This is a genomic window from Marmoricola sp. URHB0036 (genome assembly GCF_000426045.1).
Classification (GTDB): domain Bacteria; phylum Actinomycetota; class Actinomycetes; order Propionibacteriales; family Nocardioidaceae; genus Marmoricola.
Genome location: NZ_AUEP01000019.1, coordinates 68,777 through 90,257, shown reverse-complemented (window position 1 = coordinate 90,257; position 21,481 = coordinate 68,777). Strand labels below are relative to the sequence as shown.

The window sequence follows — 21,481 nt, the reverse complement described above, 5'->3', positions numbered from 1 at the left end:
ACAGCTCCACTCCACATCGGGAGGTCTTCACCCGTCTACGCGTCAGATCGATTCATCGCAGCGCCTCGACCAACGTGCCTGGGCATCACACCTAGTCCTGGTCCTCCTTGGACCGGATCTCCTCGAAACGTGAGGTGGCGCGCTCCGCCCTGGACTGGACGACGTCTGCGAACCGTTGCCGCTGCGGGGCAAGAAACTTCAGGGACAACAGGGACGAGACGACGATCGCCGCCAGGAACGGCCACACCAGCGCGCCGGAACTCCCGAACGCCAGCACGTAGAGCCACCCGAAGAGCGCGTAGCAGGCCACGAACATGGCCAGCCGCAGGGCGGTGTAGATCGCGAACGCCTTCACGCCGACGACCCTACGTCGCCCTGTTCTCTTCGTCCGGATCGGGGGATGCCCCTGCCTACCGGCCACCATCTACTCTTGATCCATGCTCCGCTTCGTGTTCTTCCTCGCGTTCTTCGCGGCGGTGGTCTACGCGTTCTTCTGGTTGCTCGAGCGGCGCAACCAGGGCGGTGGCGGCGGCAAGGGCATCCGACCCACGAAGCCGCGAGGTCCGGTCGGACCCGACGACGACGAGGAGTTCCTCCGCGAGCTGGACTGGAAGCAGCGCCACCCCCGGCGTACGGGCGACGAGGACAAGCCCTAGCGGTTCCCGGATCTACCCTGATCGGGTGTCTTCTCGAGCACTGGTCGCTCTCGGGGCGCGCCCGGCCTGCTGGCCCCTGCCTGTGGCGGCACCTCGCCAAGCCCGGCGAAAGGTAGCGGTGTCACCCCGGCACCGATGTACACCTGCTGCGCCGCAGCCACCGCCCACCGCGTCCGCCTCCCAGGGGACGTCGTGACCCTGCACCGGATGCGTTCGGCCGGCCGACAGGGACGCGATCAGGCAGCTGAGACGCTGAGGGCACGCCTGGACGGACCGTTCAGGAACGCGGCGCGCGCCGGGGGGAGCATGATGGTCGGAGGCGTCCTGGCGACCAGTCGGCCCGGGAAGGTGGCTCCGGAACGGCGGCTCCGCTCTCCGACCTCCGGATACCCGCCGACACGAGGCCCGGCCTGTACCGCGTGACCACCACCGACGTTGACGGACCCGGGACGCTGACCATCAAGACGGTCATCAGGGTCGTGGCCGCGGGCGGCTGACCGGGACGTCATACGAAACGGCTGCTATGGCGACCAGGACGTATGACGTCCTGAGGCAGTCACGTTGTCGGGGGGTCAGCCGTGCGGGCGAAGACGACGGCCCCCGGGACCTCGTCGTCCGGACGGATGACCAGCTCCGCATCGATCGTGAACCCCGCGTCACGGAGCCACCCGGTGATCTTGTCCGGCCGACGCCGATAGCTCTCGACGTTGACGGGACGACCCGTGTAGCCCTCGGTCCTGCGTCGTGCCTCGTCACCGACATGAAAACCGATCAGTACCAGCCCCTCGGGCCGCAGCACCCGACGGAACTCCTCGAAGACGCCGGGGACGGCGTGGTCGGGCACGTGGATCACGGACCAGAACGCGACGATGCCGGCGACCGAGTCGTCCGCCAGGTCGAGGTCAGTCATCGTCCCGACGTCGAAGCGAAGATGTGGGTAGTCGCGCCGCGCGATGGCGACCATCTCGGGCGAGAGATCGATGCCGAACGCGTCCAGTCCGGCGTCGTGGAGGTGGCCGGTGACGTAGCCCGGTCCGCAGCCCACGTCGGCGACCGGCCCGTCCCCGGCGTCGCGCACCCGCTCGGCGAACAGCGACAGGCTCGCGCGCAGGAAGGGCATCTCGTCGAGCAGACCGCGCACCTTCTCGGCGTATCCCGGGGCGTCGGTGTCGTACGACGATCGCGTCTCGGAGAGCCAGGCTTCAGTCACGGGCGAAACGGTAGCCCGATCCGCTGACACCCTGCGGACCCAGGCAGACCGGATAGTCCCGTTTGAACGGCACCTCGAACGGCCGTTTGCAGGGTCCGTTCACACGGCACTATCCACAGATCGCACGTCCAATCGACCAACGCCAGCTGAGTACGACGAACTCGCGCGTTCGCCCGCCACTACGCAGACGAGCAGCCGGTCTCGCAGGCAGCGACAGGTGCGGACGCCCGGGGGTGCCCGAGCCGATGGACGTCATACGAAGTGGTTGCTGTGGCGACCAGTTCGTATGACGTCGCCCCAATGCGGGTACTCCGATGCGTCAGGACCCCGCTCGAGCCGCTGACGGGGTCCAGCTGCATCGGACTATCGAGCTGGGTCCCTCCACATCCCAGTGACGGACGAACTCAGAGCTGGGACCTCAGCACGTCCACCTCGCAGCCGGGCGAGTGCGGGTCGAAACCGTGCTCGATCAGCCAGCGGATCGCGACCAGGCACCGCAGCGACCACCACGCGCGGATCACGTCGAGGTCGACGTCGGGGCCGTAGCCGGCGACCAGGTCGCTGAGGTGCTCCCGGTGTCCGAGCGTCAGGATCGCGAGATCGAACATGGGATCGCCCGGGCCCGCCTCGGTCCAGTCGACCACGCCCGTGACCTCGTCACCGTCGACGAACACGTGGTCGACCTGCAGGTCACCGTGGATGAACCTCGGCGTCCATGGCCGGAGCGCCGTCTCGGCCAGGCGGCGGTTGCTGGTGACCAGGTCGGCAGGAAGGACCTCGTTGGCGAGGAGCCAGCTGCACTCGGTGTCAAGGCGCGCTGCCAGCTCCTCGAGGCTCGGGCCGGGCCACGGCGGCAGCGGTGCGTCGTGCAGGGTCCGTACGGCGGCGCCCACCGCCGCCCAGGTGGCCGGCGACGTGGTCGACGGCTGGCCGAGCCGGCCGAGTGCCGTTCCGGGGAGGGCGGCGAGCGCGAGCACGGGCGGTTCGCGCCACAGCACCTCCGGAGTGGGGATGGGCGCGAGCCTCATCGCCTCCACCTCGACGCCGGCCCGCGCCTGGTCGCCGTCGATCTTCAGGAACACCTCGCCGACGCGGACGGTGGCGCAGTCCTGGTGGGAGGCGACGACCTCGACCCGGTCCACGAGTCAGAGCGTGCGCACGACCGCGGTCGGCTGGGGCTCGGCGTAGGAGTGCTGGCTGCCGCTGCCGAAGAAGAAGTTGATGCCGACGAAGTTGAACCACAGCGTGGCCAGTCCGACCAGGGCGACGATCGCGGCCGAGCGACCCTTCCAGCCGGCGGTGGCGCGTGCGTGCAGGTAGGCGGCGTACACGACCCAGGTGATGAATGCCCAGATCTCCTTGGGGTCCCAGCCCCAGTAGCGACCCCAGGCGTAGTGGGCCCAGATGGGGCCGGCGATGAGGGCGGCGAAGGTCCAGATCGGGAAGCCGAAGGCGTGCGTGCGGTAGGCGATCCGGTCCAGGACCTCGAGCTTCGGCAGGCGGGCGAGGTAGCCGCCGGACCGGGTGGCGTCGCCGGCGTGCTTCTCCTCCCAGCGCTGCTTGACCAGGAACAGCGCCGAGCACATGCCGCCCAGGGTGAAGGCGCCGGTCGCGATGATCGCGGCGACGACGTGGATCACCAACCAGGGCGACTGCAGCGCGTCGCGGAGTGGTACGACGGGCGTGTACAGCAGCATCACGTCGATCATCAGCGTGACCAGCACGAAGCTGGTCACCACCGGTGAGAGCCACGACAGGCCGAACCGGCGGTAGAGCGCCAGGTAGCCGACGACGACGACCCAGGTGCCCATCAGGGTGAACTCGTACATGTTGCCCCAGGGCACCCGCACCGGGTCGGCCGCGAGTCCGCGACTGACCAGGGCGATGAACTGGATGAAGGCTGCGACCACGGTCAGCGCGACCCCGATGCGACCGAACATCTCCATCCGCGCGTCGTCCTCCGCCACCGGTTCCACCGCAACCGGCGCGGACTCGCCACCGCCGACGGTGACCTGCTCGGCGACCGGCTCGGAGACCTTGCGGCCGGCAGCCCACTGGGCCAGGTGCGCGAGCACCGCCAGGAAGTAGACGACCGCGCACGCGGCCACTGCCTGGTTGCTGAGCACCTCGAACTGATCGTGGGTCACGACGACTCTCCTGCCATGCTCTGGGCCGCTGGCGGCCGGGCGGTTGTCGGCTGCAGTACGGCGACGAGCCCGTCGATCTCACCCGACAGGTCACCACCGGCGCTGCGGTCGAGCCCGGCGACCTCGACGAGCGTACGCCCGCCCTCACGGCGGGTCCGGACCCAGATCCGTCGTGGACGGATGAACAGCGAGCACAGCAGGCCGATCAGCGCGAGCACCATCCCGGTCAGCGCCGTCACCTGGCCGGGGGTGTGGCTCACCTGGAGCTTCACGTAGCGGCTCACCCCGTCGAAGGTCACGGTGCCGAGCCCGCCCGGAAGGGTGGTGCTCCGGCCCATGGCGAGGTCGATGCGGAGCGGCTTGCCGTCGGCCTTCCTGATCGGCTCGAGGTGCTTCTTCTGCAGCGCGTAGACCGACTGCGGCTCCCCGTCGTCCAGCCCGAGGTCGCCGGTGTAGGCGAGCATCGAGATGGCCGGGTTGCGGGCGTCCGGGAAGGCCGAGAACGGGCCACCGTTCTTGCCCTTGATGAAGGCGTACGTCGGATAGAACTCGCCCTCCAGCCCGATCTGGGTCCGACCGTTCTTGCTCTCGGCATCGGGCACCTTCACCACCCCGAAAGACCGGAAGCTGCTGTCCTCGGGCAGGAACGGCGCCGCGCCCGACCAGGCGATCCTGCCGTCGGCGTTGCGGACCGTGATGTGCGGGGCGTATCCGTGGCTGAGCAGGAAGACGTCGGTGCCGTCGATGTGCAGCGGGTGGTTGACCGAGATCTTCTTGCGCTGCTCGGCGGCGGTCGGGCTGCTCTGGTAGGTCAGGTCGGCGTTGAACTTGTGCGCCATCCCGGCCTCGCGCCCCTCGCGGATGAAGGTGACGTTGAAGTCGTCCACGGTGAAGTCGAACGGCTTGAGGTCCTCGGCGCTGAAGAAGGCGCCGGCCCGGAAGTCGTCGTACTGGCTCAGCGTGTTGGCGAAGCTGTCCTTGGCCACCACGATGACGCCGCCCTTGAAGCCGAACAGCCCCCCGAGCGCGAACCCGACCAGCACGATCAGCACCGACAGGTGGAACAGCAGGTTGCCGGCCTCGCGGAGGTAGCCGCGCTCGGCGCGCACGACGTCGTCCTCGACCACCAGCCGGTAGCGCTTCCGCTTCAGCCACGCGGCCGCGGTCTCGAGGGTGGCGTCGTCACCGTCCAGCTCGCGGTGCTGCGGCAGCCGGGACAGGTTCTTGGGCGCCTTCGGCGGCTGGGCACGTACGCCGCGCCCGTACACGAACAGCCGCGGGACGATGCAGCCCACCAGCGAGATCATCAGCAGGATGTAGATCGCGGAGAACCACACCGAGTCGTAGACCGAGAACAGCCCGAGCTTCTCGTAGATCGGGGTCAGCTGGGTGTGCTGCTCCTTCCACTGCGAGGCCCGGACCGAGTCGACCGCCTCCTGCGGCACCACCGACCCGGGGATCGCCGCCAACGCGAGCAGGAACAGCAGGATCAGCGCCGTCCGCATCGAGGTCAGCTGGCGCCAGGTCCAGCGGGCGAACTCCCGCGGGCGCAGCGCAGGAGCCGGCTCGTAGCCAGTTGCGGGCATTAGGCCGTGCCTCCCAGCCCTCGTCCGTCGCGAGCGTCGCCCCACGGAGTGCTCGCTTGTCGGGGTCCCCGCCGAATCGTGGAGCGCCAGCGGAGCGATTCGACGGGGTGACGTGCGGAGGAGGAAGGCGATGTGGGTCTATCGATGACTGACGACAACGCAGCGAGGCGCCCGTGGGACGGCGCGCAGCAGGACATGGGGCTGGGAGTCACGGCCTGCTCAGACCCCTGCCGTGTAGCCAGGGAAGAACCAGGTGCGCATCCAGTCGACCGCCACGTCCCACCAGCCGGTGACCAGCAGCAGGCCGACGGCGACCAGCATCAGGCCGCCGAACGCGGTGACCCACTGCTGGTGGCGGCGCACCCAGCGAATGGTGCCGAGCATGTGCCGGTAGGCGAGGGCGGCGACGATGAACGGCAGCCCGAGGCCGAGGCAGTAGACGAAGCTCAGCAACGCCCCGCGCCCGGCACTGCCCTCGTTGAGGGCGAGGGCGGTCACGGCAGTCAGGGTCGGGCCGATGCAGGGGGCCCAGCCGAGCCCGAACAGCACGCCGAGCAGCGGCGCGGCGGCCAGCCCGACGGCCGGCACCTGGTGGATGCGCCAGTCGCGCTGCATCCAGGGCACCACCCCGAGGAAGACCAGCCCGAGCAGGATCGTCAGGATGCCGAGCACGATGGTGATCTGGCGTTCGTAGGTGAACAGCCACTCCCCCACGGCCCCGATCAGGGCGCCGTAGGAGACGAACACGAACGAGAACCCGAGCACAAACAGCAGCGAGCCGGTCAGCATCCGCCCGCGACGGGCGTCGGCGAGGTCGGCGCCGGAGAGTCCGGTGGCGTAGGAGAGGTAGCCCGGCAGCAGCGGCACCACGCAGGGCGAGAAGAACGAGACCAGTCCCGCGGCCATCGCGACCGGGATCGCGAGCAGCAGCGAGCCGCTGTAGGCCTGGCTGGCGAACCAGTCACCGAGGTCGAGGGGGATCACGACCGGGTTCATGACTGGGCCCCGTTCTGCACGTCGCGGACCAGGTCGACCAGGGTGGTCGCGCTCGGCACCTCGCCGAGGATCCGTGCGGCGACACGGCCCTGCTGGTCGATGACCACCGTGCTCGGGATCGAGCTGGGGGTGAGGATCCCGTAGAACGCCAGCAGCGAGCGCCCGGCGGGGTCGAAGAGCGAGTCATAGCTGATGTCGAAGCGGCGCTCGAAGGCCAGGCCCGGGTCAGGACTGGAGTCCTTGGTGTTCACACCGACGAACACCACGCCGTCCTTGGCCAGCTGACGGGAGGCGGACTCGAGCATCGGCGCCTCCTTGCGGCAGGGCGGGCACCAGGAGCCCCAGACGTTGAGCACCACCACCTTGCCGGCGTACGACGAGAGGTCGAGCTTCTTGCCGTCCAGCGTCTCCCCGGACACCTGGCCCGGCTTCTTGCGATCGTCGACGGCGAGCCGGGTGATGATGCCGGTCCCGTCGATGTAGCCCTTGTCGCCGGTGTCGGCCTTGTCGCAGCCGGTCACCACCGCACCCAGGAGGAGGGCGGCAAGCAGGAGTCCGATCTTGGTGGGCACCACTCAGGACGGGGGTTTGTGATCGTCGTCGGCACCACCGGCGGAGAACGGGGCGTTGCGGTCGGCGACCGGGATCAGGTCGCCCGCCGGCTCGGAGTAGCCGATGCTGACCAGCCGGTCGCCGTCGAAGGAGAACGACGTCAGGCTGCACAGCGTGCAGTGCCGCTTGCGGGGGTCGTGCAGGAAGGGCCGCCCCTCCGCCTTGAGCCGCGTCACCCAGATCGGCAGCTGGTGGGAGACCACCACTGCCTCGTGGCCCTCGGCCGCCGCGCGGGCGTCCAGCACGGCCGGCCACATCCGGGCGACGACCTGCTTGTAGGGCTCACCCCACGACGGCTTCAGCGGGTTGCGGAGTGCCCACCAGATCTTCGGTTGGCTGAGGATGGAGTCGCGGAGGTCGAACGGCTTGCCCTCGAAGATGTTGCCCGACTCGATCACCCGGTCGTCGAGCTCCACCGAGAGCCCGCGCACCGCGGCCAGCGGCATGGCCGTCTCCTGCGCCCGCTCCAGCGGCGAGCTGACGATGTGGGTGATGTCGCGGTCGCCGATGCGGTCGGCCACCCGGTCGGCCATGGCCCGACCACGCTCGGAGAGGTGGTAGCCGGTGGAGCGGCCGTAGAGGATGCCCTGCGGGTTGTGCACCTCGCCGTGGCGCAGCAGGTGGACGATGGTCTTCACGCCACCACCGCCGCAGCCGCCTGGGCGGCAGCCGGGAGCGCGTCGATGACGTGCTGCAGCGCCCGCTCGTCGTGGGCGGCGGAGAGGAACCACGCCTCGAACGCGCTCGGCGGCAGGTAGACACCCCGGTCGAGCATCGCGTGGAAGAACGCCTTGTAGACACCGGTGTCCTGGCGCGCGGCGGCGGCGTAGTCGCGCACCGGCCCCGGGTTGCTGGTGAAGAAGACGCTGAACATGTTGCCGCCCGCCTGCACCACGTGGGGTACGCCGGCCCGGGTCAGCTCCTCGCCGACCGCCGAGGACAGCATCGCCGCTGCGGAGTCGAGCTGCGCGTAGACCTCGTCGGTCGCCAGCCGCAGCGTGGCCAGCCCGGCGGTCGTCGCGACCGGATTGCCGGAGAGCGTGCCGGCCTGGTAGACGGGCCCGTCCGGCGAGAGCATCGACATCACGTCGGCCCGGCCGCCGAAGGCAGCGGCCGGGAAGCCGCCGCCCATGACCTTGCCGAACGTGACCAGGTCGGGGCGCCAGCCCTCGTGGGCGCCGTCGAGGCCCCACTGGCCCTGGCGCGAGACGCGGAAGCCGGTCATCACCTCGTCGGAGACGAACAGCGCGCCGTGCGCGCGGCAGGTCTCGGCGAGGAACTGGTTGAAGCCGGGCTCCGGCGGGACGACACCCATGTTGCCGGGCGAGGCCTCGGTGACGAGGCAGGCGATCTCGGAACCGCGCTCGGCGAACGCCGCCTCGACGGCCTCGCGGTCGTTGTAGGGCAGCACCAGCGTCGCCGCGGTCGAGGCGGCAGGGACCCCGGGAGTGCCGGGCACGGCACCCTGGATGCGGTGAGTGGCGAGCCCGGAGCCCGCCTCGGCGAGCAGGGAGTCGACGTGGCCGTGGTAGCAGCCGGCGAACTTCACCACCAGGTCGCGGCCGGTGAACCCTCGGGCGAGCCGGATGGCGGACATGGTGGCCTCGGTGCCGGAGGAGACCAGGCGCACCTGCTCGACCGGCGTACGCCCAACGATCGCCTCGGCCAGCTCCACCTCGCTGCGCGTCGGGGTGCCGTACGACGTGCCGCGGCTCACCGCCTCGGCGACCGCTGCCTGCACCTCGGGATGGGCGTGACCGAGCAGCATCGGGCCCCACGAGCAGACCAGGTCGACGTACTCGTTGCCGTCCACGTCGGTCAGCCACGCACCCTTCCCGGAGGCCATGAACCGGGGGGTGCCGCCGACGGCGTTGAAGGCGCGGACCGGCGAGTTCACGCCACCCGGGGTGACCCGGTGGGCCCGCTCGAACCAGTCGGCGGACGCAGCGGTGGTACGGGGGTTGAGACGGGTCTGGTCAGGGCTGACGGTCTCGGACACAGTGGCATTCTCCCCGACCACCTGAAGCCGGTGCGAACCGCCCATCAGCTGCTCGGGGCGTGGGTGGCTGAAATGTTGATAAAGGTGTCCAAGATCGGTGGTGCGCGGCATAACCTGAAAAGCAGCCATGTGTCCTCGGGGAGCGGGCTTGGCGACCGGTGTGGTGTGGGTCACACGAAACGTTTGTGCGTGACCTGCGCCGGGAAGGGTCGTTGATGGACGTGTCGAGCGGTTGGGGGATCGACGACACCGTGTGACCCAGGGGAGAGAGTCCAAAGATGAGCAGCAGGCCATTGTCTCGGCGCAGCAAGGCAGTCGCCTTGGTTCCGCTAGCACTCCTGTCCGGGGTGTGGACAGCCAGCCTCGTGAGCGCCAGTGCCACGGCCTCCGACACCAACGACGGCAATTCCGCCCTGCCTGATGGCACGAAGGTGCCGGCCAAGGCGATCGAGGCGCCGGCCAGTGTGCCGGTGCCGGGTGTGATCGCTCCGGCGGTGCCGCAGGGTTCGGCTGACTCGGTGGTCTCGGGTGCTTCGTCCAACGGGATCCCGGCTCCGGCGCTGGCGGCCTACCAGCGGGGTGCGCAGATCATCAACTCCGCGGACAAGTCCTGCAACATCCCCTGGGAGCTGATCGCGGCGATCGGGCGGGTGGAGTCTGACCACGGCCGCTACGGCGGGAACACCCTGACCCAGGACGGGGTCTCCAAGCCCGGTATCTACGGCATCGAGCTGAGCGGCAAGAACGGCACCGCCGCCATCCAGGACACCGACGGTGGCCAGCTCGACAAGGACCCCGTCTATGACCGTGCGGTGGGTGCGATGCAGTTCATCCCCTCGACCTGGCAGGTCGTCAAGGTCGACGCTGATGGCGATGGCCAGCGCAACCCCCAGGACATGGACGACGCCTCCCTGGCCACCGCGGTCTACCTGTGCTCCGGCAAGGACAACCTGTCCAACCGCTCCGGGCAGGAAGCAGCGGTGTTCCGCTACAACCACTCCCAGGACTACGTGAACCTGGTGCTGCGGATCATGGAGGCCTACTCCTCGGGTGACTACACCGCGGTCCCCTCCGGCACCTACGGCGGCGCGTCCTACTCCTCCTCGGCCGACTCCTACTCCACCGCGATCAGCAAGGCCCACAAGCAGGCCAAGGTGCGCCACGCCAAGCAGAAGTACGCCGCGGCCCACGGCGGCAGCCTCGCCGGCTACGGCGGTCCCGGCTCGACCGGCTCCGGCAGCGGCTCGAGCAGCGGCGGTTCCACCTCTGGTGGCGCTGGCGGCGTGGTCGGTGGAGTGACCGGCGGCGGCTCGAGCAGCGGCGGCTCCGGTGGCTCCGACCCGGTCGGCGACGCGGTCAAGGGCGTCACCGGCACCGTGGGCGGCGTGGTCGGCGGAGTCACCGGTAGTGGCGGTAGTGGCTCCGGCTCTGGCTCCGGCTCTGGTAGCGGCTCTGGTAGCGGCTCTGGTAGCGGCTCCGGCTCTGGTAGCGGCTCCGGAGACGGCGGCGGCGTCGGTGGAGTCGTCGGTGGCGTGGTGAAGAGCCTGCCGCTCTGCAGCACGCTCGCGGCGATCTTGCAAAAGCCTGGCGTCAACTGCCACAACTGACTGCTTTAGAAGCCAGGACCCCCGGCCACCGGCCGGGGGTCCTGTCGTTTCGCTAGGTTCAGTCCCGTGAGTGAGCCGGTCGTGCGCGTGCGGGTGCGCTACTACGAGGTCGACATGCAGGGCATCGTCTTCAACAGCCACTACTACGCCTGGATGGACCTCTCCCACACCGAGTGGATCCGCGAGCGCCTCGGCCCCCTCACCGAGCTCTATCGACGGGGCGTGGACGTGATGGTGGCGGAGTCGTCGTGCCGGTTCCGCGCCTCGGCCCGGTTCGACGAGGAGATCGACATCGCCGTCGACCTCGAGTCGCTGACCACCACCTCGATGACGACCCTGCACAGCTTCAGCCGCGGTGAGACCGTGCTGGCCGAGGGCCGCATCCGGCACGTCTGCGTCGACCGGGAGTCGTGGACCAAGACACCCTGGCCCGACGACGTGCGAGAGGCGTTCAGCGCACCGGCTTGACCTTGACCCAGCGTCAGGGTTCCAGCATGTACCCATGACCGCTCCCACACCCGCGATCGAGGTCGCCGGCCTCACCAAGGCCTACGGCGACACCACTGTGCTGGACGGCGTCGACCTGACCGTCCCGGAGGGCACCGTCTACGCCCTCCTCGGACCCAACGGCGCCGGCAAGACGACCATCGTCAACATCCTGTCCACCCTGCTGACCCCGGGCGACGGCGAGATCCGCGTCGCCGGCTTCGACGTACGACGCGAGCCCGCCGGGGTGCGCGCCGCGATCGGTGTCACCGGGCAGTTCTCGGCCATCGACGAGCTGCTCACCGGCCGGGAGAACCTGCGGCTGATGGCCGACCTGGCCCACCTGGACCGGGCGACCACGACCGACGCCGTGCAGGCGATGCTGGAGCGCTTCGAGCTGCTCGACGCTGCCGACCGACGTGCCCAGACCTACTCCGGCGGCATGAAGCGCCGACTGGACCTGGCGATGACGCTCATCGTCCGGCCGCGGCTGATCTTCCTCGACGAGCCGACGACCGGTCTCGACCCGCGCAGCCGGCGTGAGCTGTGGGCGATCGTCCGCGAGCTGGTCGCCGACGGGGTGACGGTGCTGCTGACCACGCAGTACCTCGACGAGGCCGACCACCTCGCCGACAAGATCGGCGTGCTCGACGGCGGCAGGCTGGTCGCCGAGGGCACGTCCGCGGAGCTGAAGCGACGAGTGCCGGGCGGACACGTCTCCGTCCAGTTCACCGACCCGGCCCGGCTGGCCGTTGCAGCAGCCACCTACCTCGACGCCACCGCCGACCACGACGCGCTGACCCTGCAGGTGCCCAGCGACGGCACCGTCGCCGGGCTGCGTCGCGTGCTCGACGGCCTCGATGACGACGGCGTCGCCGGGCTGACGGTCGAGACCGCCGACCTCGACGACGTGTTCCTCGCGCTCACCGGCCACGCGGCCGAAGCGCCCGTTTCCGAAGCTGAGGAGATCCCGGCATGAGCACCACTGCCACCTACACCGTCCGTGACTCGGCGACGATGCTGCGGCGCAACCTGCTGCACATCCGCCGCTACCCCTCGCTGTCGATCATGCTGGTCGCTCAGCCGATCCTGTTCCTGCTGCTGTTCGTCTACGTGTTCGGCGGGACCCTGGGCGCCGGCCTGCCGGGCCAGCAGGGCGGCGGGGACCGCACCGACTACCTCGTGTACATCACGCCGGGCATCCTGATCATGACGGTGGCCAGCGTCGCCCTCGGCACCGCGATCTCGACGGCGACCGACATGACGACGGGCATCATCGCCCGGTTCCGGACGATGGACATCGCGCGGGTCTCGGTGCTGACCGGCCACGTGCTGGGGGCCGTCATCAAGACGGGCTTCGCCGTGGTGGTGGTGGCGGCGTTCGCGTTCCTGCTCGGGTTCCGCTCCGACGCTGGTGCACTGGGCTGGCTCGGGGCGATCGGGCTGCTCCTGCTCATCGCGTTCGCGCTCACCTGGCTCACCGTCGGCATGGGCCTGGCCGCCGACAGCGTCGAGACGGCCAGCAACACGCCGCTGTTCCTGATGATCCTGCCGTTCATCAGCAGCGCCTTCGTGCCGACCGAAGCCATGCCTGCCGGGCTGCGCCAGTTCGCGGAGAACCAGCCGTTCACGCCGATGATCAACACCCTGCGCGACCTCATCACGGGCACTCCGACGGACTCCGACCTCTGGCTCGCGATCGGCTGGTGCGTGCTGATCTCGTTGCTCGGCTTCCTCTGGTCGCGTCGGTTGTTCCTGCGCGTGCCGGCGAAGTAGGAGACTGGCGCGATGCTCACCATCGGCCAGCTGGCGGCGTACGCCGGAGTCACCGTGCGCGCGGTGCGGCACTACCACGCCAAGGGGTTGCTGCCGGAGCCGGAGCGTGACCACTCCGGCTACCGGCGGTACGACGCGCACGCGGTCGTCGAGCTGATCAAGATCCGCACCCTGGCCGACGCGGGCGTGCCGCTCGCCAGGGTCAGCGAGCTGTTGGAGGCGGACGAGGAGGAGTTCACCGCCGCCGTCGCCGACATCGACCGGCGCCTGCGCGCGGAGATCAGGGAGAAGCAACGGCACCGCGAGCGCGTCGCGAAGCTGGCGGCCGGGGACAGCCTGGCCCTGCCGCCCGAGGCGGTGGCCTACCTCGACCGGATGCGCGCGCTCGGTTTCCCGGAGCTCCTGGTGGGCGGGGAGCGTGACTCCTGGATCCTGGTGGCCGCCCAGCTCCCGGAGCAGATGCCGTTCTACATGACCATGAAGCAGCAGCAGCTCGACGACCCCGCGACCGTCAGGCTCTACCGCGACCTGGCCGACGCGATCACCTGGGAGGAGGACGACCCCCGACTGGAGGGGCTGCGCGACCAGCTCGTCGCCCTGCTCGACGCGGTGACCCCGGAGGAGTGGACGCAGCAGGACGAGACGATGTCCGACGAGCTCGCCGCCCTCCTCGACTCGGTCTTCCTCGACTCGGTCCCGGTCGCCCCGCGGCTGATGAAGCTGCTCGAGGAGAGCGGTTGGCGCGGCTGGACCAAGCTGGAGCGGATCAGCGGGTGAGCAGGTCGGCCGCGTCGAGGGCCCAGTAGGTCAGCACGATGTCGGCGCCGGCGCGACGGATCGAGGTGAGCACCTCGACGATCGCGGTGTCGCGGTCGATCCAGCCGTTGGCGGCGGCGGCCTCGACCATGGAGTACTCGCCCGAGATGTTGTACGCCGCGACCGGAACGTCCACGGCAGCCCGCACGGCGGAGACGACGTCGAGGTAGGACATCGCCGGCTTGACCATCACGATGTCGGCGCCCTCGGCGACGTCGAGCTGGGCCTCGCGGACGCCCTCGCGCCCGTTGGCCGGGTCCTGCTGGTAGGTCTTGCGGTCGCCCTTGAGCGAGGAGTTCACGGCCTCGCGGAAGGGACCGAAGAAGGCGGAGGAGTACTTGGCGGAGTAAGCCATGATCCCGACGTCGGAGTGCTCCCCGTCGTCGAGCGCCTGGCGGATCATGCCGACCTGGCCGTCCATCATCCCGCTGGGGGCGACCAGGTCGACGCCGGCCGCGGCCTGGGCCACCGCCATCTGGCCGTAGATCTCGATGGTGCGGTCGTTGTCCACCCAGCCGTCGGGGTCGAGCACGCCGCAGTGACCGTGGTCGGTGAACTCGTCGAGGCACAGGTCAGCCATCACCGTGAGCTGGTCGCCCACCTCGGAGATGACGTCGGAGATCGCGACGTTGAGGATGCCGTGGGGGTCGATGGCCCCGGAGCCGATCGGGTCCTTCTCGGCCGGCAGCCCGAACAGCATCACTCCGCCGAGACCAGCCTCGACCGCGTCGGTCGCCGCCTTCTTCAGCGAGTCACGGGTGTGCTGCACGACGCCCGGCATGCTCGAGATCTCGCGTGGCTCGGTGGCGTCCTCCGCGACGAACAGCGGCAGCACCAGCTGGCTCGGCGACACCACCGTCTCGGCGACGAGGCGTCGCAGGGCCGGCGTACGACGCAGCCGGCGCGGACGGATCTCGGGGAAGCCAGGCATCAGCGCAGACCTGCTACTTCGAGCTGGCCCGACGGCGGCTGGCGGGACGACGCTCGGACGGCCGGGTGACCGGCTGCCCGGAGTCGAGCAGCGAGGCACGACGGCTGGCGCCGAAGTCGGCCAGCGCGTCGACCACGGCCTCGACCGACGGCTCGGGCGCGAGCACGTCCACGCGCAGGCCGTGCTCTTCCGCTGTCTTGGCGGTGGCCGGACCGATGACCGCGATGATCGTCGAGGTGTGCGGCTTGCCGGCGATACCGACCAGGTTGCGCACCGTCGAGGACGAGGTGAACACGACCGCGTCGAACTTGCCGGTCTTGATCGCCTCGCGGGTCGCGGCCGGCGGCGGGGCGGCACGCACTGTGCGGTAGGCCGTGACGTCGTCGACCTCCCAGCCCAGGTCGACCAGTCCGGCGACCAGGGTCTCGGTGGCGATGTCGGCGCGCGGCAGGAACACCCGGTTGATGGGGTCGAGCACGTCGTCGTACGGCGGCCAGTCCTCGAGCAGGCCGCGGGCGGACTGCTCACCGGAGGGCACCAGGTCGGAGTTGAGACCCCAGTCGGCCAGCGAGGCCGCGGTCTTCTCGCCCACGGCGGCGATCTTCAGGCCGGAGAAGGCGCGGGCGTCGAGGCCGTACTCCTCGAACTTCTCGCGCACGGCGCGCACCGCGTTGACCGAGGTGAACGCGATCCACTCGTAGCGACCCTCGACGAGGCCACGGACGGCCTTGTCCATCTGCTGCGGGTTGCGCGGTGGCTCGACCGAGATCGTCGGGACCTCCTCGGGCACCGCACCGAAGCCGCGCAGGCGCGAGGACAGCACGCCGGCCTGCTCCTTGGTGCGCGGCACCAGCACCCGCCAGCCGAACAGCGGCTTGGTCTCGAACCAGGACAGCGTCTCGCGCAGGTCGACGACGGGGCCGACGACGATGATCGCGGGCGGCGTCATGCCGTGGGAGGTGGCGTCGCGGTCGATGTTGGCCAGCGTGGAGACGATGGTCTCCTGCGTGGTCAGCGTGCCGGTGCGGGTCATCGACACCGGGGTGTCCGCCCCGCGGCCGGCCTCGATCAGCTGGGCGGCGATGTCACCGATGGAGCCGACCGCGGAGAGCAGCACGAGCGTCGGGTGGGAGGCGTAGGAAGCCCAGTCGATCTTGGTCTCGTTGCAGGTCACCACGGCCACCTCGCGGTGGGTCTTGGTGGTCAGCGGGATGCCGGCGTACGCCGGGACAGCGGTCACCGACGAGACACCGGGCACGATCTCGAAACCGACACCGGCCTTGGTGCAGGCCTGCGCCTCCTCGGGACCGGACGCGTAGACGAACGGGTCGCCGGCCATCAGGCGGACGACGCGCTTGCCGGTCTTGGCCTGCCGGACGATCACCTTGGCGCGGGCGGCGTGGGTCAGCGGCTGGCCGTCCTCGCCGAAGCCACCGTCGACGAACACCGGACCGACGTGCTCGGCCGGCTCGGCGCCTTCGACCTGGTCCTCCTCGGCGATCGGCTCGGGGAGGCCGAGGAGCGTGCGCACGAGCTGCTCGTGGTCGGGCACCTCGGTGATGACGATCTCGGCCTCGCGCAGCAGCTCGACCGCGCGGACGGTGAGCAGGCCGGGGTCACCGGGGCCACTGCCCACGAAGGAGACCCACTTCACGGGGCGCGCGGCACCGGCCCCAGTGGTGGCAGGGGTGCTGGACGTCTTCTGCTTGGTCACATTCGCCTTCTTGCTACTTCGGTGTTTCGTTGATCAGTTCTGCTGCGCCCTCGGCCAGCATCTCCGCGGCGAGCTTCTGGCCGAGCCCGACAGGATCGTCGAGAGGACCGGACGCGGATCGTCGTACGAAGAGTGCGCCGTCGGGCGAGAGCGCGACCGCACGGACCCACAGTTCGTCACCGAGGTCCCCTTCCGCAACTTCAGCCAGTGCGCCGACCGGAGCGGAGCACCCTGCCTCGAGCTCGGCGAGCAGCGCTCGCTCCGCCTCGACACAGGCGCGGGAGCGCGGATCGTCGAGCGCCTTGTGGACTACGTCACGCAGGCTGTCGCCGACGCGGCACTCGACAGCGAGGGCTCCCTGGCCGGGGGCCGGCAGCACCTGCAGCGGGTCGAGCACCTCGGTCGCCTCGTCGACGCGGCCGAGACGGGCCAGTCCGGCGCGGGCCAGGACGACCGCGTCGAGAGCGCCGTCGACGACCTTGCCGAGGCGGGTGTCGACGTTGCCGCGCACGTCGACCAGGTCGACCCCGAGCCCGAGCGCGGCGATCTGGGCCACCCGGCGGGGGGCTCCGGTGCCGACGCGGGCTCCCTGCGGCAGCTCGCCGAGGGTGAGGCCGTCGCGGGCGACGACGACGTCGCGGGGGTCCTCGCGGGTCGGCACGGCGGCCATCGCGATGCCTTCGGGCGGCGTGGTGGGCAGGTCCTTGAGGGAGTGCACGGCCAGGTCGATCTCGCCGCGCAGCAGCGCCTCGCGCAGAGCGCTGACGAAGACGCCGGTGCCGCCGATCTGGGCCAGCGGCGCGGTGGACACGTCACCCTCGGTGCGGATCATCACCAGCTCGAACTCGAGCCCGGTGGCGGTGGTCAGGGCCTCGCCGACGAGAGTGCTCTGGGTGCGGGCCAGGTTGGACGCGCGGGTGCCGATGCGGACGACCGTCACTGGACCCCCTCGACGCGAGTCACGGCCTCGACGGCCTCGGGGTCGAGGGCGAACAGCTCGGCGAGCGCGGCGGCGTAGGAGACCGCACCCGAGTCGTTGGCCAGCTCCTTGACGCGCACGGTCGGGTGGTGGAGCAGCTTCTCGGCGACGCGGCGCAGGGTCTTCTCCACCTCGGCGCGCGAGGAGTCGTCGAGGTCCGGCATCCGGCTCATCAACCGGGCCAGCTCGGCCTCGACCACCCCGGTCGCCATGGTGCGCAGGGCGACCACGGTGGGGGTCACGCTCTGGCTGCGGCGGGCGGCCAGGAAGGCGGTCAGCTCCTGGCCGACGATGAGGCGGACGCCCTCGACGTCGGCACCACCGGCACTGTCCTCGAGCTCGGCGGCCAGGGTGTCCAGGGCGATCAGGCGTACGCCGGGCAGGTCGGCCACCTCGGGGGCCACGTCACGCGGCAGGGCGAGGTCGATCACGGCGAGGGGGTGGTCGTGGCGACGGCGCGAGGAGACCGCCTCGACGTCGATCAGGACGCCGGCGGCACCGGTGCACGAGACCAGCACGTCGACCGGGCCGGTGAAGCTCCTCAGACCGGAGAGCGGGATCGCCGTGGCGGCGTACTGCTGGGCGAGGCGGGTGGCCCGCTCCGGCGTACGGTTCGCGACGGTGATGGAGGCAGCGCCGGCGCGCGAGGCGGTCGCGGCGGTGAGCCCGGCCATCGAGCCGGCGCCGATGATCACGACGTGCTTGCCGACGATCTCGCCGACGTGGTCGGCCGCGCGGTCGAGGGCGGAGGCCACCAGGCTCGGCGCCACCCGGTCGATGTCGGTCTCGGCGTGCGAGCGCTTGCCGACGCGGAGGGCCTGCTGGAACAGCACGTTGAGGGCCGGCCCGACAGCGCCCTGCTCCTGCCCGATCCGCAGCGCCTCGCGGGTCTGGCCGAGGATCTGGCTCTCGCCAGGGACCATCGAGTCGAGGCCGGCGGCGACGTGGAACAGGTGGGAGACGGCGGCCTCGTCGTAGTGGACGTAGAGGTGGGTCAGCACGTCCTCGGGCGACTGCCCGGCCAGCTCACCGAGGATGCGGGAGATCGACTCGACGCTGCCGTGGAAGCGGTCGACGTCGGTGTAGATCTCGGTGCGGTTGCAGGTGGAGAGCACCGTCGCCTCGGTGACGTGCTCGAGGTCGGCGACCTCGCGGAGCAGCTTGGTCGCGTGGTCGCCGTCGAGGGCGACCCGCTCGAGCACGGAGACGGGTGCGGTCTTGTGGGAGATGCCGACGACCAGGACGCTCATGAGACGTCCTCCACCGGGGTCGACAGGGTGCTGTTCTTGCGCTGCTCGTGGTAGGCGAGGATCTGCAGCTCGCTGGAGAGGTCGACGCGGCGTACGTCCACGCCCTCGGGCACCGAGAGGATCGTCGGCGCGAAGTTGAGGACGCTGCGGATGCCGCACTCGACCATCCGGTCGGCGACGGCTTGGGCAGCGATGGCGGGCGTCGCGATCACGCCGATGCCGACGCCGTGGTCCGCGACCACCTGCTTGAGGTCCTCGAACGGGCGGATCTCCAGCCCGGCGACGACCTCGCCGTGGCGGCTCTCATCAGCATCGAGCAGCGCGACGGTCCGGAAGCCACGCGAGGAGAAGCCGGAGTAGTTGGCCAGCGCGTGCCCGAGGTTGCCGATCCCGACCACGACCACCGGCCAGTCCTGGGTCAGCCCGATCTCGCGGGAGATCTGGTAGCGCAGGTAGGCCACGTCGTACCCCACGCCACGGGTGCCGTAGGACCCGAGGTGGGAGAGATCCTTGCGCAGCTTGGCGCTGTTCACGCCCGCGGCAGTCGCCAGTTCGAGGCTGGAACAGGTCGTCGTACCGGCATCGCTCATGGAATTGAGCGCCCGCAGGTAGACCGGAAGCCGAGCCACGGTCGCCTCGGGGATGCGGGTACTGCTCACGACTGAAGACACTCTCCACAGGTGGGGAACCTTGGTCACTGTAAGAGTTTGTGAACTCGGGAACAAATACAGTCCAGCCGCTGGCTAGCACATGTGAGATGTCCCACTGGGTTGGGGGGTCTGCGAGGGCCTACGGGGTAGTCCAGAACGAAATGCCGCTCAGGGCCTGCGACCCACCGGCCATGCGTTCTGGACTATCCGGTTTGGGTGAGCGCCCCCCGAAGCCGAGCGGGGTCGACCCGCCAGAAGTCGTGCTGCTTGCCGTCGACGAAGGTGACCGGGATCTGCTCGCCGTAGGCGTCGATCAGCTCGGGCGAGGTGGTGATGTCGACCTCGTCGTACGACGTGCCGAGCTCGTCGCAGACCACCTCGATGACCCGGCGGGCGTCGTCGCAGAGGTGGCAACCGGGCTTGCTGTACAGGGTGATCCGCGCACTCATGTCACTCCAGGAGGCCGAGGGCGCGCCGGCGCTCGGTGGCGCGCAGCCGGCCCTTCTGCACCTTGCCGGTGACCGTGTAGGGCAGCTCCTCGACCACGTGGATGGTGGTGGGCTGCTTGAAGCGGGCGAGGCGCTGCTCGCAGTGGCGGCGTACGACGTCGACCAGGGCGTCGCTCGCGCCGGCGGCCGACGGCTTCACGTAGGCGACCACGGCCTCGCCGGTCTCCGGGTCCTCGACGCCGATCACGGCCGCCTCCGCCACCTCGGGGAGCTCGGCGATCACGTCCTCGACCTCGCTCGGGTAGACGTTGAACCCCGAGACGATGACCAGCTCCTTGACCCGGTCGACGAGGTAGAGGTCGCCGGTGGGGTCGAGGTAGCCGACGTCGCCGGTCGCCCACCAGCCCTCGCTGTCGGGACCGTCGGAGCCGTCGGGCCAGTAGCCGGAGAACAGGTTGTCGCCGCGGATGTGGATCTCGCCGTCGTCCTCGGTGCTCGGCTGGTGACCGGCCTCGTCGACGAGCCGGATCTCGACCCCGGGCAGCGCCGCCCCCACCGAGCGCGCGGTCGGGTCCTTGCTGCACAGCGTCGAGGTGACGACCGGTGCCGCCTCGGTCAGGCCGTACCCCTGGTGGATCGGGACGTTGGTGCGGGCGGTGAACGCGTCGGTGAGGTCCGCGGCCAGCGGGGCCGAGCCGCTGAGCACGAGCCGTACGGGACCGAGCCGGTCCTCCAGCCCCGGCACGCCCATCCAGTAGGCGAAGACCGGCGGGGCGACGGGTACGACGGAGATCGCCTCGTCCTCGATGATGTCGAGCGAGCCCTCCGGGTCGAAGCCGTCGACCAGCACCAGCCGCGCCTGCTGCCGCAGCACCTGGCCGAGCACGGCGTTGAGCCCGTAGACGTGGAACAGCGGGAGCACCCCGAGCACCACGTCGCGGCCCGTGATCATCGGCGGGTCGACCTGGGCGACCTGGGCGATGTTGGCCAGCAGCGCACGGTGGGACAGCATCGCCGCGCGCGGTCGTCCCGACGTACCGCTCGTGTAGAGCAGCACGGCCAACGACTCGGGGTCCATGCGGACCGGCCCCTGCCGACCCTTGGTGGCGACCAGCTGGTCCCAGCCCCGCTCCCCCGGCGCCAGCGTCGTACCGACCGTGACGATGCGCGGCCGCGCCGCCGGTTCCATGCCGACCGACTCCAGCGCGTCGTTGAGCCCGCCGACGGCCTCCCGGACGGTGGAGATGGTGCCGCCGTCGGCGATGACCATGCGGGAGCCCGAGTCGACGATGGTGCGCATCAGCTCACCGGTCGCGCTGCGCGGGTTGACGGGTACGACGACCATGCCGGCCCGCAGTGCTCCGAGGTACGACGCCACGAACTCGATGCTGTTGCCGGCCGCGATCATCACCCGATAACCGGCGACCATCCCGGCGTCCGAGAATCCCTGCACCACCCGCTGCACGAGGTCGTCGAGACCGCTCCAGGTGATGCTGCGTCCCGAGGTCGCCTCCGACAGGGCCGTCTTCTCCGGCTCCCGCGCGGCCGCCCTGCTGAGCAGCTCGGCGACGTTGGATTCCATCGGGGAAGTCTCCCACACCGGTGGCCGCCCTCAAC

The 21,481-nt window shown here is 70.3% G+C and carries 22 protein-coding genes; 6 read left to right on the top strand and 16 right to left on the bottom strand.

Going from position 1 to position 21,481, the window contains the following annotated elements:
• Positions 1-91 precede the first annotated feature (91 nt).
• Positions 92-355 (bottom strand): DUF4229 domain-containing protein, encoded by a 264-nt coding sequence (locus tag H976_RS0119780; RefSeq protein ID WP_027862953.1) that lies wholly within the window; start codon positions 353-355, stop codon positions 92-94.
• A gap of 82 nt (positions 356-437) precedes the next feature.
• Here H976_RS0119780 and H976_RS27460 point away from each other — a divergent pair, with 82 nt between their 5' ends.
• Positions 438-656 (top strand): hypothetical protein, encoded by a 219-nt coding sequence (locus H976_RS27460; RefSeq protein WP_036227512.1) that lies wholly within the window; start codon positions 438-440, stop codon positions 654-656.
• Between the two features lie 556 nt (positions 657-1,212).
• Here H976_RS27460 and H976_RS0119770 read toward each other — a convergent pair.
• The 8 genes from H976_RS0119770 to hemL all read right to left on the bottom strand — a co-directional run bounded on the left by H976_RS0119770 (position 1,213) and on the right by hemL (position 9,206).
• A complete protein-coding gene (locus H976_RS0119770) occupies positions 1,213-1,866 on the bottom strand; it encodes a class I SAM-dependent methyltransferase (RefSeq protein ID WP_027862952.1) in 654 nt (217 codons plus the stop codon).
• Between the two features lie 404 nt (positions 1,867-2,270).
• Entirely contained in the window at positions 2,271-3,008 is a 738-nt protein-coding gene (locus H976_RS0119765) for a phosphotransferase family protein (RefSeq protein ID WP_027862951.1), read from the bottom strand.
• A gap of 3 nt (positions 3,009-3,011) precedes the next feature.
• Positions 3,012-4,013 carry a c-type cytochrome biogenesis protein CcsB gene (ccsB, locus tag H976_RS27455; protein ID WP_036227510.1) on the bottom strand — a complete coding sequence of 334 codons (1,002 nt, stop codon included), beginning with the start codon at positions 4,011-4,013 and terminating at the stop codon, positions 3,012-3,014.
• Positions 4,010-5,599, bottom strand: coding sequence for a cytochrome c biogenesis protein ResB (locus H976_RS27450; protein ID WP_051277120.1), 1,590 nt, complete (start codon positions 5,597-5,599; stop codon positions 4,010-4,012). Before H976_RS27450 ends, ccsB begins: the two co-directional genes overlap by 4 nt.
• A 219-nt stretch (positions 5,600-5,818) precedes the next feature.
• A complete protein-coding gene (locus H976_RS0119750; RefSeq protein ID WP_027862950.1) occupies positions 5,819-6,595 on the bottom strand; it encodes a cytochrome c biogenesis protein CcdA in 777 nt (258 codons plus the stop codon).
• The gene (locus H976_RS0119745) at positions 6,592-7,167 is read right to left on the bottom strand and encodes a TlpA disulfide reductase family protein (protein ID WP_027862949.1); all 576 of its coding nucleotides are present in this window, start codon (positions 7,165-7,167) and stop codon (positions 6,592-6,594) included. The genes H976_RS0119750 and H976_RS0119745 overlap by 4 nt, the downstream gene beginning before the upstream one ends.
• Positions 7,168-7,170: 3 nt before the next feature.
• Positions 7,171-7,845 (bottom strand): histidine phosphatase family protein, encoded by a 675-nt coding sequence (locus H976_RS0119740; protein ID WP_027862948.1) that lies wholly within the window; start codon positions 7,843-7,845, stop codon positions 7,171-7,173.
• The gene (gene hemL, locus H976_RS0119735) at positions 7,842-9,206 is read right to left on the bottom strand and encodes a glutamate-1-semialdehyde 2,1-aminomutase (protein ID WP_027862947.1); all 1,365 of its coding nucleotides are present in this window, start codon (positions 9,204-9,206) and stop codon (positions 7,842-7,844) included. Before hemL ends, H976_RS0119740 begins: the two co-directional genes overlap by 4 nt.
• A 365-nt stretch (positions 9,207-9,571) precedes the next feature.
• Here hemL and H976_RS30170 point away from each other — a divergent pair, with 365 nt between their 5' ends.
• From H976_RS30170 to H976_RS0119710, 5 genes are all read left to right on the top strand, one after another.
• Entirely contained in the window at positions 9,572-10,813 is a 1,242-nt protein-coding gene (locus H976_RS30170; protein ID WP_051277118.1) for a lytic transglycosylase domain-containing protein, read from the top strand.
• A 66-nt stretch (positions 10,814-10,879) separates the two neighbouring features.
• On the top strand, positions 10,880-11,281 hold the full coding sequence (locus H976_RS0119725; protein ID WP_027862946.1) for a thioesterase family protein: 402 nt from the start codon (positions 10,880-10,882) through the stop codon (positions 11,279-11,281).
• Between the two features lie 34 nt (positions 11,282-11,315).
• Positions 11,316-12,278 (top strand): daunorubicin resistance protein DrrA family ABC transporter ATP-binding protein, encoded by a 963-nt coding sequence (locus H976_RS0119720; RefSeq protein ID WP_027862945.1) that lies wholly within the window; start codon positions 11,316-11,318, stop codon positions 12,276-12,278.
• Positions 12,275-13,075 (top strand): ABC transporter permease, encoded by an 801-nt coding sequence (locus H976_RS0119715; RefSeq protein WP_027862944.1) that lies wholly within the window; start codon positions 12,275-12,277, stop codon positions 13,073-13,075. Before H976_RS0119720 ends, H976_RS0119715 begins: the two co-directional genes overlap by 4 nt.
• 12 nt (positions 13,076-13,087) lie before the next feature.
• On the top strand, positions 13,088-13,852 hold the full coding sequence (locus tag H976_RS0119710; protein WP_027862943.1) for a MerR family transcriptional regulator: 765 nt from the start codon (positions 13,088-13,090) through the stop codon (positions 13,850-13,852).
• On the opposite strand, the gene hemB is transcribed toward H976_RS0119710, so the two are convergent.
• The 7 genes from hemB to H976_RS27440 all read right to left on the bottom strand — a co-directional run bounded on the left by hemB (position 13,842) and on the right by H976_RS27440 (position 21,446).
• Positions 13,842-14,822 carry a porphobilinogen synthase gene (gene hemB / locus H976_RS0119705; RefSeq protein WP_027862942.1) on the bottom strand — a complete coding sequence of 327 codons (981 nt, stop codon included), beginning with the start codon at positions 14,820-14,822 and terminating at the stop codon, positions 13,842-13,844. The two genes, H976_RS0119710 and hemB, sit on opposite strands and share 11 nt — an antisense overlap.
• Before the next feature lie 13 nt (positions 14,823-14,835).
• Positions 14,836-16,536, bottom strand: a complete 1,701-nt coding sequence (locus H976_RS0119700; RefSeq protein WP_027862941.1) for a bifunctional uroporphyrinogen-III C-methyltransferase/uroporphyrinogen-III synthase — start codon at positions 16,534-16,536, stop codon at positions 14,836-14,838.
• A 13-nt stretch (positions 16,537-16,549) separates the two neighbouring features.
• Complete coding sequence (hemC, locus tag H976_RS0119695) at positions 16,550-17,476, bottom strand: hydroxymethylbilane synthase (RefSeq protein ID WP_027862940.1); 927 nt, start codon at positions 17,474-17,476, stop codon at positions 16,550-16,552.
• A complete protein-coding gene (locus tag H976_RS0119690) occupies positions 17,473-18,765 on the bottom strand; it encodes a glutamyl-tRNA reductase (protein ID WP_027862939.1) in 1,293 nt (430 codons plus the stop codon). The genes hemC and H976_RS0119690 overlap by 4 nt, the downstream gene beginning before the upstream one ends.
• Positions 18,762-19,424: a redox-sensing transcriptional repressor Rex gene (locus H976_RS0119685; protein ID WP_231388998.1), complete on the bottom strand. Its 663-nt coding sequence runs from the start codon at positions 19,422-19,424 to the stop codon at positions 18,762-18,764. Before H976_RS0119685 ends, H976_RS0119690 begins: the two co-directional genes overlap by 4 nt.
• A 194-nt stretch (positions 19,425-19,618) precedes the next feature.
• Entirely contained in the window at positions 19,619-19,864 is a 246-nt protein-coding gene (locus H976_RS0119680) for a glutaredoxin family protein (protein WP_027862937.1), read from the bottom strand.
• Position 19,865: 1 nt separating this feature from the next.
• Complete coding sequence (locus H976_RS27440) at positions 19,866-21,446, bottom strand: class I adenylate-forming enzyme family protein (protein ID WP_051277114.1); 1,581 nt, start codon at positions 21,444-21,446, stop codon at positions 19,866-19,868.
• Positions 21,447-21,481 lie beyond the last annotated feature (35 nt).

Excerpts from the sequence above, each read along its gene's own strand:
- H976_RS27460 (WP_036227512.1), top strand. The coding sequence starts at position 438 with ATGCTCCGCTTCGTGTTCTTCCTCGCGTTCTTCGCGGCGGTGGTCTAC.
- H976_RS27450 (WP_051277120.1), bottom strand. The coding sequence starts at position 5,599 with ATGCCCGCAACTGGCTACGAGCCGGCTCCTGCGCTGCGCCCGCGGGAG.
- H976_RS0119750 (WP_027862950.1), bottom strand. The coding sequence starts at position 6,595 with ATGAACCCGGTCGTGATCCCCCTCGACCTCGGTGACTGGTTCGCCAGC.
- H976_RS0119720 (WP_027862945.1), top strand. The coding sequence starts at position 11,316 with ATGACCGCTCCCACACCCGCGATCGAGGTCGCCGGCCTCACCAAGGCC.
- H976_RS0119715 (WP_027862944.1), top strand. The coding sequence starts at position 12,275 with ATGAGCACCACTGCCACCTACACCGTCCGTGACTCGGCGACGATGCTG.
- H976_RS0119710 (WP_027862943.1), top strand. The coding sequence starts at position 13,088 with ATGCTCACCATCGGCCAGCTGGCGGCGTACGCCGGAGTCACCGTGCGC.
- hemB (WP_027862942.1), bottom strand. The coding sequence starts at position 14,822 with ATGCCTGGCTTCCCCGAGATCCGTCCGCGCCGGCTGCGTCGTACGCCG.
- H976_RS0119690 (WP_027862939.1), bottom strand. The coding sequence starts at position 18,765 with ATGAGCGTCCTGGTCGTCGGCATCTCCCACAAGACCGCACCCGTCTCC.
- H976_RS0119680 (WP_027862937.1), bottom strand. The coding sequence starts at position 19,864 with ATGAGTGCGCGGATCACCCTGTACAGCAAGCCCGGTTGCCACCTCTGC.
- H976_RS27440 (WP_051277114.1), bottom strand. The coding sequence starts at position 21,446 with ATGGAATCCAACGTCGCCGAGCTGCTCAGCAGGGCGGCCGCGCGGGAG.